We start from the raw sequence: 14,969 nt of genomic DNA, 5'->3' as shown, positions 1-14,969 counted from the left end.
GTGGGTAAGGTAGTTTTTATCAAAATAATGAAAACTCAATCTCAGCAGGATTATAATGTCTTTGTTGAAATTGCTAATGATGGTGAATCTTACTTTGCTAGCGAATCTGGAACATTGCCTAAATCATTAGAAGTATTTACCAACCACGAAAATTGGCGGGCTAATTATCAGCAATTAAATGTGAAACGTCGGTTTGGAACTGTTCAACCAGGAAGGACAAGCAATAATTGTGAACAAGATTGCCGTAAATATGCTCAAGCATTAGAAAATAGCATGAAAGCTTGGTACAATATATTAGAATTAAAGGACATTAGACAAGTATTAGATAAACAGCTTTATCCACAAGATGAAATTCGGTTGTTAATTTTAACTGAAGACAGTAAGTTAAGAAGGTTTCCCTGGCATTTATTTTTTGAGAATTTTTTAGATCAACATCCAAAAGCCGAAGTTGCATTGAGTCCTTTAAATTGTCGCCAACTACCATTGTCACCAATAATAAATAGAAGACAAGTTAGAATTTTAGCTATATTTGGCGATAGTGAAGGAATTAATGTCAATAAAGACGAGCAGTTACTCAAACAATTGTTACCGAATGCAGAAATTACATTTTTAGCCAAACCTAAGCCAAGAATATTGCATGATTGTTTGTGGGATGACCAAGGCTGGGATATTTTATTTTTTGCGGGACACAGTTCCAGTGACGACAATGCCGAAAAAGGTTACATAAATATTAACGAAAATGATAGATTACAAATTAGTCAGTTAAAGAACGCACTCAAGAAAGCTTTAGAACGAGGATTACAGCTGGCTATCTTTAACTCCTGTGACGGGCTAGGGTTAGCTCGCAATTTAACAGACTTGCATATTCCCCAAATTGTTGTAATGCGAGAGCCTGTCCCCGATAATGTAGCTCAAGCATTTTTGAGGTATTTTCTCACAGAATTTTCTAGTGGCAAGTCTCTTTACTTGTCTGTACGCGGAGCAAGGGAGAGATTAGAAGGTTTAGAATTTGACATTCCTAGTGCAAGCTGGTTCCCAGTAATTTACCAGTTACCAAATCAAATACCTCCAACTTGGCAACAACTGTGCCAAACAAAAAATGTTGTTACAACACCACCAAAGCCAGGAAATACAAATCCTGAAGTGGCTTCAAGTGAACAGGGCAAGACTAACACTCGCTCTTCTTCTCCCAAACCTGTTACCGTAACCACTAATAATCCTTCTTCTCCCAAACCTACCCCAGTAATCAATAATACCCCAAACCATACTGTACAAACTTCTTTAAAGTGGCAAAATTTGCCCAAAGACAGCGGATATCCAGTCTATCAAGTTTTTGGGGTTATTTGCGGGTTGTACCAGTATGGTATAGCTACACCTGCTGAAATTATACCCCTATGCTTACCAGAATATTCTCAAAAAGCGATTCAAAAGGTAATTGATAATGCTCTAAGTAAAGAATTAAAAAATTTAGTTGTTTTAGTAACACAAGGTAAGTATGAGCGTTTAGCTATCAGTGAAACATTAAATCCGAAAGAAGTCATGCAAGCTTACGGGCAAAATGTCTTAGAAAAATGTTTAATGGCAGCAATTCCAAACTTAGATGTAACAAAGGATACTCATCAGCGTTGGGCATCTCATGCGTTGAGAAGTTTAGCTGTAAATAATCAAGATAATATTGTTCGCAAAATTTTACAGGAGTATCCAGCCCAAATTCAAGCTTTACAGCCAAAGGATGAGTCTTCGGAATGGTCAGTTTGGATAAAGATATATGAAGCGCTATTGCAAAAGCAACCAAATGATGAATTAGTACATAACAAATATCTAGGACTAATTTCAAAATACGGTACATCGGAACAAAAGTCTCAAGTCATTACTGAAACTATACCTTGGTTGCAGAAGCATCCAGAAGATATGAGCATTCGTGCAAAATATCTAATTTTAGTTGAAAAAAATGGAAGTTTACAGCAAAAGCAAAATGCAATTACTCAAACCAAAACTTGGTTACAAACGTATCAAGAAAAATTCCATAGAGCTATAAGCGAAGATAAAAAGCTCAGGAATGAACTAATGGCTTTAATGCAAAAACTAATTAATCTTATTTTTATTGACGACATCAAAACAAAAGACCAAAACGCTATTTTAAATATTTTTGTTTACTATAGAGAGTATTTGAATGAAAAACACTGTAATATATTAGCAGATTATATTGTTCAAGAATCATTAAATTTGCCTGTTAATTATTGGGCACAATTAGTTAATGCAGCAAATATACTGAGAGATTATAGAAATGAGTTTGGTAAGGCAGAAGAAATTTATAAACGAGTTATCAATTTAGCGACTTCGCCAAGTAAAAAGCAACCGCACGACATTAATAGTCTGAGTCAAACAATTCAATATACTTATTTACATTACGCGCGCCTATTAATTTTGCGTCAGCCAAGTGATGCAGATAAAGCAATTAAATATTTAGGGGATGTCTTAGCTAAAAATCCTAACCATGCTTTAGCTCACTTATATATAGCCAAGTGCTATCAATTAAAAGGTAAAAGATTTAGTGCAGAAGCCAATTATAGCTTTCACCAGGCAATTACTTTAGATAAGCAACAAGTAGGTTATTTTTGGTATGAATATGGCTTATTTCAGCTAAATACTATGGCGAACCGAGCAGAAGCTCGTAAAGGTTTTGAAAACTCTCTAAAACAAAAAGCAAATTTACGCGCGTGTGTTGATTTAGCTGAATTAGAAATACAAGATAAAAAATTTAAGCGTGCTTCAGAACTATTGGAACAAGCTTGTAGCTTAGAGCGTATTACACGTTTAGAAAAAGAACAATGGCGCCAATTTCAAAATAAAATTCAATTACTAAAAAATAAAGTTTCAACCAAAAGTAGTTAAAAAATTGTCTTAATTAAATGTAAAAAAGGAGTATTTATCATGAGTAATTTAACAACTTACAGTAATCAAAATTATAAGCATTTGCTAGTTTTTGAGACAATTGCTTTATTGAGTGCAGATGAAACAAATCGAATTCAGATATGGCGTAATAATGCAAAACTAGGAGAATGCTATATACCAGGCGCCACTCATGCAGAAATAAGCAACCTAGCTCAAGATTATAAAAATCCAAAAGACCAAGCTAGAGCTAGAGCATTTCTAAACTTTCAAAGTAAAGGAGGTCACTATAAAATTCAACCAGTAGAAGATAACAAAAAAATTCCTCTAGATAACCAAAAAGACAGACAAATACTTACTTGTGCTTATAGACTAGCAACTGAAAATCCAAATTGCGTAGTAATACTTATTACATATGATTCATCAATGCAATCGTTGGTCAAACAATCAATGTTGCCAAATTTTTGTTATTTGAATGCAAGAGAAATAGGTGATTGGTATCACAACCTTTATCATCAAAATAAAGTACCTAAAGCAGTATCGGATGCTTACGAGCAGATTAAAAAAACCCAACTACAAAATCAAAATAATCAATCTTTTGAAAAAGTCCAAGAATCCAATAAGCATAGTGTAAATAGCACTAGAGAAAATAGCAGTTCGCCACGCATTATCAAACAATCCCCACAAACACCCATTAAATCTCCACAAAATCGTGGTAACAAAGTAAATAAGAAAGATAATTTTGAACGTCCTATTCTTAAAGAAAAAAATAAGTCCTCAAACGCTTTGTATATTGGTATTGGAGTAGGGTGTTTAGTTCTACTAGGCGCCTTTTTTACAATTAATAGTTTTTCAGGTGGAAATGCTGCTATTGTGGCACAACAGCAAGTTGATGACCGACCTGTAGAAACAACACCATCTAACCTTATTGCCAATGCTGAAGCAGCAATTATTCAGTTTCAAGAAACCAAAGAACCATCTGTTTTAAGAAACTCTTTAAATGAACTTCAAACGCAGAAAAACAAACAAGGACTTCGTTTAGATAACGAAGGTGAACAACGTTTGAGTCGATTAAAACATAAATACGCTATTGAGGTATTAGCTTCATCTGGTCAAAAAGCAGAAGCAGCTAAAATGCTTGAGGAAGTTTCCAAAAATTACAGTGAGTATAAAGAAGTGAAAAAATCACTAACTAAACTTAAAAAATAAACCTGTAGAGACCGTATTAATTCGGTCTCTACATTTTTCATTGGACATGAGAATCAACCAGAGAATTTAAATTTCCAATATACGGAATGGTGCCATATCGACCTTTTATATAATCACTCTCGAATGATGCATCATTACGAACTTTATATTCAGCTAGTGAGTATAAATCTGTTGCACCATACCTATTTTTTTCTGTAAACCAAATTTGGTCTCTACGAAACAGTTTGTTACTAAGTAAATTCGTATCGTGTGTCATGAAGATTAATTGAGCGTTATTGGGGTTTGTTTCGTTGGAATTAAATAAATTAACAATAGCAAAGCTAATTAATGGATGAAGTCGCGCGTCAAGCTCATCAAAGATGAGAACTTTACCATTATTAAGTGTGTCTACAAGAAGACCAGCGAATGCAAAGAGTTTTTGTGTTCCTTCTGATTCTTGTTTTTCTATATTAAACTTTTCTTACGATACTGTTTCGTATCGCTATAGATATGTTTCTTGGCGCCAACTCCCTTTGCTGCTAGATGTTTTAAAGGTGGTTTTGACGTTTTATTTGAGCAATTACAAAGAAATGTCCACTCAGGTGTAGTTATAGCTGCTGACAAAATCGAAACAGTTATAACGCGCGGACAGGCGAGACGCCTATCCTACGGGACAATGATTAAACTGTTCTAGTTCTTCTTTGTGACAGCGCAACCTTGGTTTTTGTGGGTCTGTTAAGTCCATTTGTTGCCACGGTACAGTGTATCCACTGTAAATTTTTCTTGCTCCTAGTCGCTTTAATATAGATAACCCTATTTCCCATGCGGATAGTCTTTCAAGTATGGCAATATTCCCAATTAGATATGAGTCTATATACCATTCATCACCGTTTTGCTCCGCGCGTATTTCTTCGATACGTCCAATGGGTTGACCAGCTGGGTCGAGTACTTGTTTGCCTAAAAGCAATTCTAAATGTATTTCGCTCATAGTTAACCACCTGGAATACGGCTAATAATATTCGCACGCACCCATTTTTCCCATATTAATGCTGGTGTTGCTTCTGCATCGACATCGACATCTACCTCTACATCAATGCCAACATCTCGGACTTTTGACCAAGGAATACGAAACGGTTCGCTATGTTTGGCACCCCATTTATTTTGTATTGCTGCTAAGATGTGTGCTGCTTGTGGATGAAGTCTTCGCGCGAGAGTTACAAGACCGACTTCAATATATGCTAACCTTGGCTGTTTTCCTTCTTCGTACTCAATGACAATTCCATCAACTTTACCCATATTATTCTGGTTACGGTCAACGAGTTGATTATCGAGAACATCCCGTATTAAGTCCATCTCAACCTCCAATAAATTCTAAGGGAAGCGCTACAATTGCCAAAACAAAAGCTAGAATAATTGTAAAAATCACTACGCTATTACTTATCCAACCGTTGCGATACCTACCTACATAAGATTCATCGTTCATCAACACTAAAAAAGGAATGATAACAGGTGGTAATATTAATGCTGTTATTGCCATTGAAAACAGCGTTAGTTGTAAAGGGTCAATTCCTACTACCATTAATAACGAAGCTAAAAAGACAAACACTGTATAAACAAGGCTAAATCGTGCAGCTTCTCTAGGACGTAAATTTTCACCCCAGTTCCAACCTAATGCTTGCGCGACAATATAAGCAGTATCAAGTGTTACTTCCAATGCGGCGCCAAAACAAGCTATACCTAACGATGCAGCAAACAATATAAAGCCCCAATATCCAAACGTTTCCGTTAACATCAATGCTGCTTGCTCATAACTATCAACTTGAATACCTTTCGGCTTTAACACCATTGCAGCAACAATTAATACCCCAATTGAAACAATACTACCAAACCCCATTCCTAAACCAGCAACCGCGCGGTTAACACCAATATGTGAGTCATCCCATTTATCTTCAACGGCACCTGATGAGTAAAAGTAAAATAAATAAGGACTAATAAGGGCGCCAAGAATACTCACAACTAAAAACAAATAGTGCGGTGTATCTTGACGTGGTAAAGTTGGTAGTAATCCAGTACCAAGAGTAGTTAATGATGGATGGAGTTTTACTGTAGCGATAACAAAAACTAATGTGACTATCCCTAAAAACGAAATACCGTTTTCAATAATTTTAAAATTGCCTTTCCAAATTACTAGCCAAATTGCAAATGCCACAGGTAAAGCAAACCATTGAAAACTAATACCTGTAACTAATTGTAAAGCTATACAAACACCCCCAATTTCGGCGCCTAACACCAAAAAATCAACTGCAATTTCTGCCAAAAGAGGGATGACATAAAAGTTAAATCCAAATCTTTCGCGTACCGCAGCAGCTAAGGTATGCTTACTAACCGCAGCTAACCTTCCCGACATTTCAACCAGAAAGATAACGCAAATCGTTCCTAAAACTATTGCCCATAATAATTTAAACCCAAATTCTGAACCCGCTTCCGCAGAAGTCGCAATGGCGCCGACATCAAGAAAACCACCTATACTTGTGATAATCCCCAACGCAATCTCAAGTATTTTATTCATGATTGCCCACCTACGCTTTGCGCGAGCTTTGTCATATTCTGTTCTTGTACAGACAATTGCTGTATTTCTTGAGTTAATGCTTGATAGTCTTTATGTTCTACTGAATTAGACACTTGAATTAATGTAGTTTGAAGCGAAAATAGTAATTTAAGAATAGAAGCACGCTTTTCTTCATCAATTGATAACTTTGATAATGAATCTGTTTCTTTTTTAAGTTCTTCCTGTGTTTTTTTAAGCGTTTGTTTTGCGTAAGCTGTTGGCACTGCACCGCGTTTCCAAGCATCACCTACCATATGAGCAGTTGCTGCCCATGATTTTACGCTTTGTAATTCTTTTGATACATCGTCATTACTAGATTTACTAGTACAGGCTGTTAATAACAATAATACTAACAAGCCTGTTAAGCGCATTAATATTTGAGTTGAAGGCGACATTTATTTAATTAATCTAATACATATGTTGTTATTAATGCTCTGTATCTAGTAAATTTGTAAATATACTACAGAGGTATCTTTTTTCAGAATATCTATATCTAATGTTAGATTTTGAGATTAACGCGCAACCAAAACGAAGCCAATAAACAGTAAACTGAAAAACAAAGCTACTATGATAACGTATTCAATCCTGCGGCTAAATAATCCAACCGCTCCTAAAATCAGAAATACTAGTATAATTATTCCAGCGTAAGAAGTAGTTTCCCAACCTTGAGCAATTAATGGGTCATCAGTTGGATTACTAGCAGCTTGTTCTGTTCGTAAAGCTTCGGGTGCTGGTAGAGGTGCCGAACCTATAAATAATGATGTTTCTTTAGGTAAAGACATAATTAACTTATATTAAATTATTTTTAAAGTAAATGTTTTTATCTTGTACATCTATGAATAAGCTCATGACATCTAACTTAAGTAGCATCTAATTTAGTCTCACCAAGTGTATTGTGTAAATATTTCGTTATCATTCATTTTTCGGAAGTGTTTCAAGTAAAACATCTGAATCGACTATTTGTACTACTGACTGATTTTTAACTTCAGGCGCCAGCGAAGAACGGTCTAATACTAGAGGACGTTAATTCCCTTCTTTCCTCTGAGAACTCTGTGTCTCTGTGGTAAATATATATACTGCATAGGCAAGATATGTATTGCACAGGCAAGATGCCTGTGCTACAGGAGTTTTTAGTATAAAATATATTAAGTATACGTATTGGAGGATTTCGGCGCCTGGGTCAAACTATCGATACCACCAAGACGAATTTGCTCATAAACACCTTGAGTCGGCGCCAGCCAAACTCTACCTGTACCTCGGAAAGTTTGCAATAGTCCTTCACCACTCGTTAAAGTACCTAAAATACTTTTTGTAGATTTCTCTACAGTAAACTCAATTCTACCACTTCGCATCAAAGCAAAGTTACCATCGACTCGAAGCGTTTCGTTTTCTAAATGGACACAATGCACTTCATCAGCAGGTACTGGTAATTCAAATACGCATATACCTGTACCACGAATACGAGTTTGGAACAAACCCTCACCACCTAACAACGCTGAGGAAACATTCTTTTGCATGAAGACACCAACATCAAGGGCGCCTTCACCACAGTAAAATAAACCTTTATCTGCAATAAGTTCTTCGTTGTTAAGATAGTAAACCATGAAATGACTAAATGACGGTTCGAGATATATAACTCCATTACCGCGATAGCGAGGAATAAATACTGACTCGTTAGTAAGCAGTTTATTCAGCATTGCTTTTCCTAACCCAGCAACTCCACCCGCTTTGTTCTCAACTTGAATATTGCCGTGTAAATACTGTAAGGCGCCTGCTTCGATTTGCGCTTCCCCACCTTGAAGGGTAATTTTAATTTGTTTTAACTGCATTCCGGCTTGGTTCGCGTAATATATTGCTTGCGCTATTATTGGGTCGTTTATTCCCGATAATGTTTTGTAACCAAGAATCTCAACCTTAAACCTTTCTCCTGACACACAGTTGAGAACTTCTAACTTAGAAGTGGTTTTACCTTTGTACGGTTCTATAAAACCTTTATCGGCTGGATTTACCATACCAGTTTCCCCCGTTGTTAAAAATACATTGTGCCATTTGTTTTGTCTCGACGTTACATGTAACGTCGAGACATTTAATTGGTTATATAGTACATTTATATGGAGGTTAGCGGACTCGAACCGCTGACATCCTGCTTGCAAAGCAGGCGCTCTACCAACTGAGCTAAACCCCCTTTTACTTTGATAGATTAGATTGTATCTGAGAATGTTCTTAAAAGGAAGAGGTTATAGGAAAAATGACTCTGGTAGTAGCTGCATTTTATAAATTTACTAAACTGCCAGATTTTGCCCAGATGCAAGACCCTTTACTGGCATTTTGTACTGTTCAAGGAATAAAGGGAACAATATTACTGGCGCCTGAAGGTATTAACGGTACTATAGCGGGTGAGCGCGCGTGTATTGACGCAGTATTATCTTACCTACGTTCCGATTCTCGCCTAGCTGACTTAGAACATAAAGAATCTTTGGCTTCTGAACCTCCCTTTGAAAGAATGAAGGTAAAGTTGAAAAAAGAAATTGTGACATTAGGTTTACCTGTTAACCCTACAGAACAAGTTGGAACCTACGTTAAACCATCTGATTGGAACGCTGTTATATCTGACCCCGATGTAGTTGTTATTGATACCCGTAACGATTATGAAGTAAAAATCGGCTCATTTAAAGGCGCCATTAACCCAGAGACTGAATCATTTCGAGAGTTCCCCGACTATGTACATCACCACCTCGACCCCAAAAAACACAAAAAAGTAGCAATGTTCTGTACAGGAGGTATTCGTTGCGAAAAAGCTTCTTCTTATATGTTGTCTCAAGGATTTGAGCAAGTGTACCATCTTCAAGGGGGTATACTGAAATATTTAGAACAGATACCACAACAAGAGAGTCTTTGGTCGGGTGAATGTTTTGTGTTCGACGAACGCATCGCAGTCCAACATGGGTTAGAACAAGGAACCCATGACAAGTGTGTAGGATGCGGACATCCCATTAACGACCAAGATAAACTTTCTCCTCACTACGAAGAAGGTATTTGTTGCCATCATTGTTTTGATAGCTTAACTCCCGATAAACGCGCGTCTTTAGAACAAAAAAGGCGCCAGGGTCATTAACATCTTCCGGTTGGGTTCCTCCACCCAATATCAAGCGTAGGGGCTGATCATAATTTTCAGCAGGTGCGTGGCGCCACGAGTTTTGTGATTATATTCAAGTGTTTTCTTTGGCGCCACACACCCTACGTGCCAACATTAACCCATCACCAATAGGCACTAAACTAATGTTAACCCGCGCGTCTGAATGTAACTTCGCATTGAGCGTGCGGATTTTCTTGGTTCTATTATCCTGCACTTCTTGGTCAGCAACTCTTCCAAACCACAGCACATTATCAATTGCAATTAAACCACCTGGACGCACAAGTTGCAGACAGCGTTCATAATAATCATCATAACCACTTTTATCTGCATCGATAAAAGCAAAATCAAACGTTTCTGCCTCCGTTTGGATTAACTTATCAAGCGTTTCAACCGCTGGAGCAATATGTAAATCTATCTTATGTAATACTCCCGCTTTCTCCCAATAACGCCGCGCGATTTGTGTATACTCTTCACTAATGTCACAAGCTACAACCTTACCATCATCTGGCAAAGCTAACGCTACTACCAACGAACTATATCCCGTAAAAACACCGACTTCTAAAGTTTTCTTTGCTCCTATTAACTGTACAAGCAAACTCATAAATTGTCCCTGTTCTGGAGCTATTTGCATTATTGCCATTGGGTGTTGCACTGTTTCCTGCCTCAGTTGCGTCAATACTTCAGGTTCTCGTACTGATACAGAAAGTAAATAATCACGAAGATTATTTTCGAGTCCAAGCGTTTGTTTTGTCATATTAGTAGAAGTATCTTCCAATCAAATGCTGCGTATTAATACTTTAATACATCTAATTGTTTTATACATTTTGTTTGTGTTAATTCTTTATATCAACATATTTATCAGTGAATATAACTAATTTTATTACATCAAATGTTTGAATAAAAACAAGATAACTTTACTAAAAATACAAACATACTTCATACTTTTGGTTCTTCAAAAAAATATTATTGAAAGTGTAAAATATTTTTTCATAAAATCATCAGGGAGAAACTAATGGCTGTACATTTCTTAACTGCATTAAACTTACTCAACGCGCCAGTATCAAAAAATACTAGCCCCTTAATCAAAAAAGGTAACAATCGTAATTACAGCTATGAAATATGGAATATAGGCGGTCATATTGGTTACTATTTGAAAGTCAGTAAGTCTGGAAAATATCCTAACAGTCAGGCGCCGCAAGTAGTGGGTAGCTTCAAGACTCCACAAGATGCATTTAATTATTTAGATAAGAATTATAGATAAATTTTTCAAAAAGCGTGCTTTTATTGGTGTGGAATTTTAATCATAAACTCTGCTCCAGTAAAAGGCGCCGTTGCGAATATCCAATCATAATTAGTGTAGAGACGTTACATGTAACGTCTCTACACGTTACAAAAATTTATAAAACAAAATAATAATAAACAAATACTGATATAGCTGTAATAAAGTTGATATTTCGTAGTTGTAGAGCTATCAAACGATTAACGATAGACGCTTATGTCAGGATTTCCCTAATTATATCAGTGAATATTTTTATGATAATTGGTAAAATAAAATACAATTTACAGCTCCATTTTCTGCATTTTTTGGGAGGAGTACGATGAGCCGTCCGATTATACTTGGTATTGTTGGTGATAGTGCAGCAGGTAAGACAACTTTAACGAAAGGGATTGCTCAGGTACTGGGGCCGGAAAATGTGACGGTGATATGCACCGATGATTATCACAGGTATGACCGTAAACAGCGCGCTGAAATTGGTATTACAGCGCTTCACCCAGATTGTAACTACTTGGATATTATGCAGCAGCAACTATCGCTACTGCGAATGGGACAACCAATTCTAAAACCGATTTATAGCCATAAAACAGGAACCTTTGAGGCGCCGGAGTATATAAAACCAAATAAATTTGTAATTGTTGAAGGATTATTAGGATACTCGACTCGTGGCGCGCGAGACTCTTATGATGTCAAGGTATATCTTGCTCCTCCAGAAGAACTGCGCGCGAAATGGAAAATTAAACGTGATACCCAAAAGCGAGGTTACAGCGAAGAGCAAGTACTGGCAGAATTAGAAAAACGAGAACCAGATTCAGAACAGTACATTCGTCCACAGCGTCAATGGTCAGATATAGTAGTTAGTTTTTACCCACCCAACGACGATATGGACCAGGCTAACGGACATTTAAATGTACGCTTAGTACTTCGTCCTACAATACCTCATCCCGATTTTACCCAAGTACTGTCATCTGGAAATGGCAATCTAAGTTCAGCAATTCGATTAGAGTTAGACCGGGATATGGGAAAACCCGTCGATGTGTTAGGAGTTGATGGACACGCAACGCTCGAACAAGTAAATAAACTTGAACAGATGATTTGTTCAGACATGCCACATTTAAAAAGCGTCTGCGACCGTGAATCAAATCCTGAACTAGGTAAGATTTCCGGTACTACTGGTGAAACAATTCAAAGTTATCCCTTGGCTTTAACTCAATTACTAGTTACCTATCACATGCTCAAAGCAATACAAATGCATCCATAGGAGTCAGGAGTTAGGAGTCAGGAGTTAGGAGTCAGGAGTTAGGAGTTAGGAGTTAGGAGTTAGGAGTTAGGAGTTAGGAGTCAGGAGTTAGGAGTTAGGAGTTAGTGAATATTTAAATCAAAATCTTGTGGGATGGGCATCCTTGCCCGTCCCATCATCATAAATATTAAACTAAATTTACATATAGTTATATTTTGATATAAAACTTAATGAAGCGTACATTTAAACTAATTGAAGATTCTGTCAAATCGAGATTTTTTCAAATAAAAAAGACGATAAATATACATATGTACATATGTGTTGTAACAAGCTTTTACTTAATATATGGCTTATAATCTTCGAGTTATCGACATGGCAGAATGTGAGCGTCCGCGCGAGCGTTTGCTGACACACGGTTCAAAATTACTATCAACAGCAGAGTTAATTGCGATTTTACTAGCTACAGGGCAAGGCGCCGGAAAGTTATCTGCGGTAGGTTTAGGACAACACATCTTGTCAGAGTTAGCAAAGCACGAACGTGACCCTTTAGCAGCTTTACGCGAAGTCAATCCTACGGAGTTAATGAATATAAAAGGAATAGGGCCAGCAAAAGCAACAACAATTCTAGCTGCTGTTGAATTAGGTAAGCGTGCGTTTCAAGCAAGTCCAGATCAACGGATTCCAGTTGAAAGTCCAGCAGATGCAGCAGCAGTACTGAGTCAAGACCTAATGTGGTATCCGCAAGAAAGATTCGGAGTCATCTTATTAGATACCAAAAATAAAATGTTAGGAAAGCAAGTCATAACAATCGGTTCAGCAACAGAAACTCTTGCACCACCTAGAGAAATCTTTCGTGAAGTCATACGTCAAGGCGCCACTCGTTTAATAGTTTCACATAATCATCCTTCTGGTAGCGTCGAACCAAGTACTGAAGACATTGATTTAACTCGTCAATTATTAAAAGGCGCCTTGCTTTTGAACATTCCCCTACTTGACCATGTGATTTTGGGTAACGGAAACTTTCAGAGCTTACGTGAAATCACTACTTTATGGGATGAATACCCACAAGGAGATATTTAACTAAAGAATCCCCTGTACTTTTGATCACTAAAGCCAGGGGAGTGTCAATGAGATTATTGAGCTTGCCCATTAAGGCTAACTTTAACTACCTTGTTTTTATCTCCCTGCATTTTGGGCAGCGTGAGGTTTAAAATACCATCCTTGTATTCTGCCTTGACATCAGTGTTTTGAATGCGAGTAGATAGGGGAATGACACGTTGAAACTTGCCATAGTAAAACTCGCTTCTGGAAACACCATTTTCATTGGTCTTGCTTTCTTGTTTGCGCTCACCACTAATGTATACAGAGTTTTCTGTGACTTGAATGTCCAAGTCTTTAGCATCCATTCCGGGTAGCTCAAGCTTAAGTTGTACAGCTTCTGCGGTTTCATGCATTTCTATCGCAGGAGCTTTCATTTGTTCGCGCTCGTATAATGCAGAAGGTGTAATCGCTTCATCAAACAATCGATTCATTTGGCGTTGTAATGCGTTAATTTCTTGCCAAGGGTTCCAACGACTGAGAGTCATACTATTACCTCCAATTAAAGATTTTGCTCCTTATTAGCCTTTTTGTTTTGATACGTGTTCGACATTCAACTTGCCGCTCACACTTTTATATTATTTATCTCAAAAGGCTGTAAAATACGGTTTGTTACACCTGATATATTCATGAATACCGAACTGAACATCGATAGCTTTAAATAGTTAAACCATATATTTTGCAATACTAGAGAAATTGAGTCTAATTAAACCGAATGACGAACAGCGCAAAACAATATGCTCCTGCTACACAGCGGAACCGCGAAGTAATATTAGAGGTACTTTTACAGGTACTGCCGCCAAGCGGGACAATTTTAGAGGTTGCTAGCGGGACAGGAGAACACGCAGTATTTATGGCGCCGCGTTTACCCAAGCACAAATGGTTGCCTTCCGACCCTAACAAGAACGCGCGCGCTTCGATAGCAGCATGGTTAGATGGAGTGGAAAGCAATAATGTTTATAAACCTATTAATATTGATGCAAGTTCACCAACTTGGGATATAGAGACGCACGTAGAGGAATTTTCACCCATAACAGCCATCGTCAATATAAATATGATTCATATATCGCCGTGGGCTGCATGTTTAGGTTTAATGGCAGGCGCCAATAGAATATTACCTCCAGGTGGTATCTTATATATGTACGGCCCCTACAAACAAAACGGGCAACATACGGCGCCTAGTAACGAAGCCTTTGATGAATCGTTAAAAATGCAAAACCCAGAATGGGGTGTACGTGACCTAGACGAAGTAGTACAAGCAGCCAGCGCACAAAACCTATCCTTCCTAAAAACTTTTCAAATGCCAGCAAACAATCTCTCAGTAATATTCCAACACATCTAAAATATTAGCTTTATTGCCGTAAGCCCCGCACCATACCGCTTGCGGTTGGTGACGGGATATAAGGCAACCAAAAACGGGAGCAGTGCGATTTTGTTAAGTGCCGAAAATTAGGGATATAAATCGCCTATTTCGGGGTACTTTTAGCGCAAAAATCATGTTTTTATTGATAATTAGACGATTTAATTGAGA

The 14,969-nt window shown here is 37.4% G+C and carries 16 protein-coding genes and 1 tRNA gene; 7 read left to right on the top strand and 10 right to left on the bottom strand.

The annotated features are described in order from the left end of the window. Positions 1-27: 27 nt before the first annotated feature. Both AC2JBO_RS24370 and AC2JBO_RS24365 read left to right on the top strand, forming a co-directional pair. Positions 28-2,895 carry a CHAT domain-containing tetratricopeptide repeat protein gene (locus AC2JBO_RS24370; RefSeq protein ID WP_496956216.1) on the top strand — a complete coding sequence of 956 codons (2,868 nt, stop codon included), beginning with the start codon at positions 28-30 and terminating at the stop codon, positions 2,893-2,895. Between the two features lie 39 nt (positions 2,896-2,934). Then, positions 2,935-4,101 carry a PIN domain-containing protein gene (locus AC2JBO_RS24365; protein WP_496956215.1) on the top strand — a complete coding sequence of 389 codons (1,167 nt, stop codon included), beginning with the start codon at positions 2,935-2,937 and terminating at the stop codon, positions 4,099-4,101. Positions 4,102-4,138: 37 nt separating this feature from the next. On the opposite strand, the gene AC2JBO_RS24360 is transcribed toward AC2JBO_RS24365, so the two are convergent. The 8 genes from AC2JBO_RS24360 to AC2JBO_RS24325 form a co-directional block, all read right to left on the bottom strand. Further along, positions 4,139-4,549: an AAA family ATPase gene (locus AC2JBO_RS24360; protein WP_496956227.1), complete on the bottom strand. Its 411-nt coding sequence runs from the start codon at positions 4,547-4,549 to the stop codon at positions 4,139-4,141. Between the two features lie 192 nt (positions 4,550-4,741). Beyond that, entirely contained in the window at positions 4,742-5,068 is a 327-nt protein-coding gene (locus AC2JBO_RS24355; protein WP_496956214.1) for a hypothetical protein, read from the bottom strand. A 2-nt stretch (positions 5,069-5,070) separates the two neighbouring features. Next, entirely contained in the window at positions 5,071-5,433 is a 363-nt protein-coding gene (locus tag AC2JBO_RS24350; protein WP_496956213.1) for a hypothetical protein, read from the bottom strand. A gap of 1 nt (position 5,434) precedes the next feature. Beyond that, positions 5,435-6,649: an NRAMP family divalent metal transporter gene (locus AC2JBO_RS24345; RefSeq protein ID WP_496956212.1), complete on the bottom strand. Its 1,215-nt coding sequence runs from the start codon at positions 6,647-6,649 to the stop codon at positions 5,435-5,437. Further along, a complete protein-coding gene (locus AC2JBO_RS24340) occupies positions 6,646-7,083 on the bottom strand; it encodes a hypothetical protein (protein WP_496956211.1) in 438 nt (145 codons plus the stop codon). The genes AC2JBO_RS24345 and AC2JBO_RS24340 overlap by 4 nt, the downstream gene beginning before the upstream one ends. Before the next feature lie 117 nt (positions 7,084-7,200). Then, positions 7,201-7,470: a hypothetical protein gene (locus AC2JBO_RS24335; RefSeq protein WP_496956210.1), complete on the bottom strand. Its 270-nt coding sequence runs from the start codon at positions 7,468-7,470 to the stop codon at positions 7,201-7,203. A 363-nt stretch (positions 7,471-7,833) separates the two neighbouring features. Beyond that, positions 7,834-8,700, bottom strand: coding sequence for an AIM24 family protein (locus AC2JBO_RS24330; protein WP_496956209.1), 867 nt, complete (start codon positions 8,698-8,700; stop codon positions 7,834-7,836). A gap of 100 nt (positions 8,701-8,800) precedes the next feature. Continuing rightward, positions 8,801-8,873: transfer RNA gene (locus tag AC2JBO_RS24325), tRNA-Ala, on the bottom strand. A 63-nt stretch (positions 8,874-8,936) separates the two neighbouring features. Here AC2JBO_RS24325 and trhO point away from each other — a divergent pair. After that, entirely contained in the window at positions 8,937-9,803 is an 867-nt protein-coding gene (trhO, locus tag AC2JBO_RS24320) for an oxygen-dependent tRNA uridine(34) hydroxylase TrhO (protein WP_496956208.1), read from the top strand. 94 nt (positions 9,804-9,897) lie between these two features. On the opposite strand, the gene AC2JBO_RS24315 is transcribed toward trhO, so the two are convergent. After that, positions 9,898-10,578, bottom strand: coding sequence for a class I SAM-dependent methyltransferase (locus AC2JBO_RS24315; RefSeq protein WP_496956207.1), 681 nt, complete (start codon positions 10,576-10,578; stop codon positions 9,898-9,900). A gap of 258 nt (positions 10,579-10,836) precedes the next feature. Between AC2JBO_RS24315 and AC2JBO_RS24310 the strand changes: the two genes are divergently transcribed. The 3 genes from AC2JBO_RS24310 (at position 10,837) to radC (ending at position 13,420) form a co-directional block, all read left to right on the top strand. Then, on the top strand, positions 10,837-11,085 hold the full coding sequence (locus AC2JBO_RS24310) for a hypothetical protein (RefSeq protein ID WP_496956206.1): 249 nt from the start codon (positions 10,837-10,839) through the stop codon (positions 11,083-11,085). Between the two features lie 337 nt (positions 11,086-11,422). Beyond that, positions 11,423-12,361 carry a phosphoribulokinase gene (locus AC2JBO_RS24305; RefSeq protein WP_496956205.1) on the top strand — a complete coding sequence of 313 codons (939 nt, stop codon included), beginning with the start codon at positions 11,423-11,425 and terminating at the stop codon, positions 12,359-12,361. A 324-nt stretch (positions 12,362-12,685) separates the two neighbouring features. After that, positions 12,686-13,420 (top strand): RadC family protein, encoded by a 735-nt coding sequence (gene radC, locus AC2JBO_RS24300; RefSeq protein WP_496956204.1) that lies wholly within the window; start codon positions 12,686-12,688, stop codon positions 13,418-13,420. 53 nt (positions 13,421-13,473) lie between these two features. Here the strand turns inward: radC and AC2JBO_RS24295 are convergent, their stop codons facing one another. Beyond that, positions 13,474-13,926, bottom strand: a complete 453-nt coding sequence (locus tag AC2JBO_RS24295; RefSeq protein WP_496956203.1) for an Hsp20/alpha crystallin family protein — start codon at positions 13,924-13,926, stop codon at positions 13,474-13,476. Positions 13,927-14,153: 227 nt separating this feature from the next. Between AC2JBO_RS24295 and AC2JBO_RS24290 the strand changes: the two genes are divergently transcribed. Next, positions 14,154-14,780, top strand: coding sequence for a DUF938 domain-containing protein (locus AC2JBO_RS24290; RefSeq protein ID WP_496956202.1), 627 nt, complete (start codon positions 14,154-14,156; stop codon positions 14,778-14,780). The last annotated feature ends 189 nt before the right edge of the window (positions 14,781-14,969 follow it).

It is taken from the genome of Calothrix sp. CBUCES-K 9914 (assembly GCF_059640475.1).
Note: the sequence above shows the minus strand (reverse complement) of the source record. Positions and strands in the feature narration are given on the sequence as shown.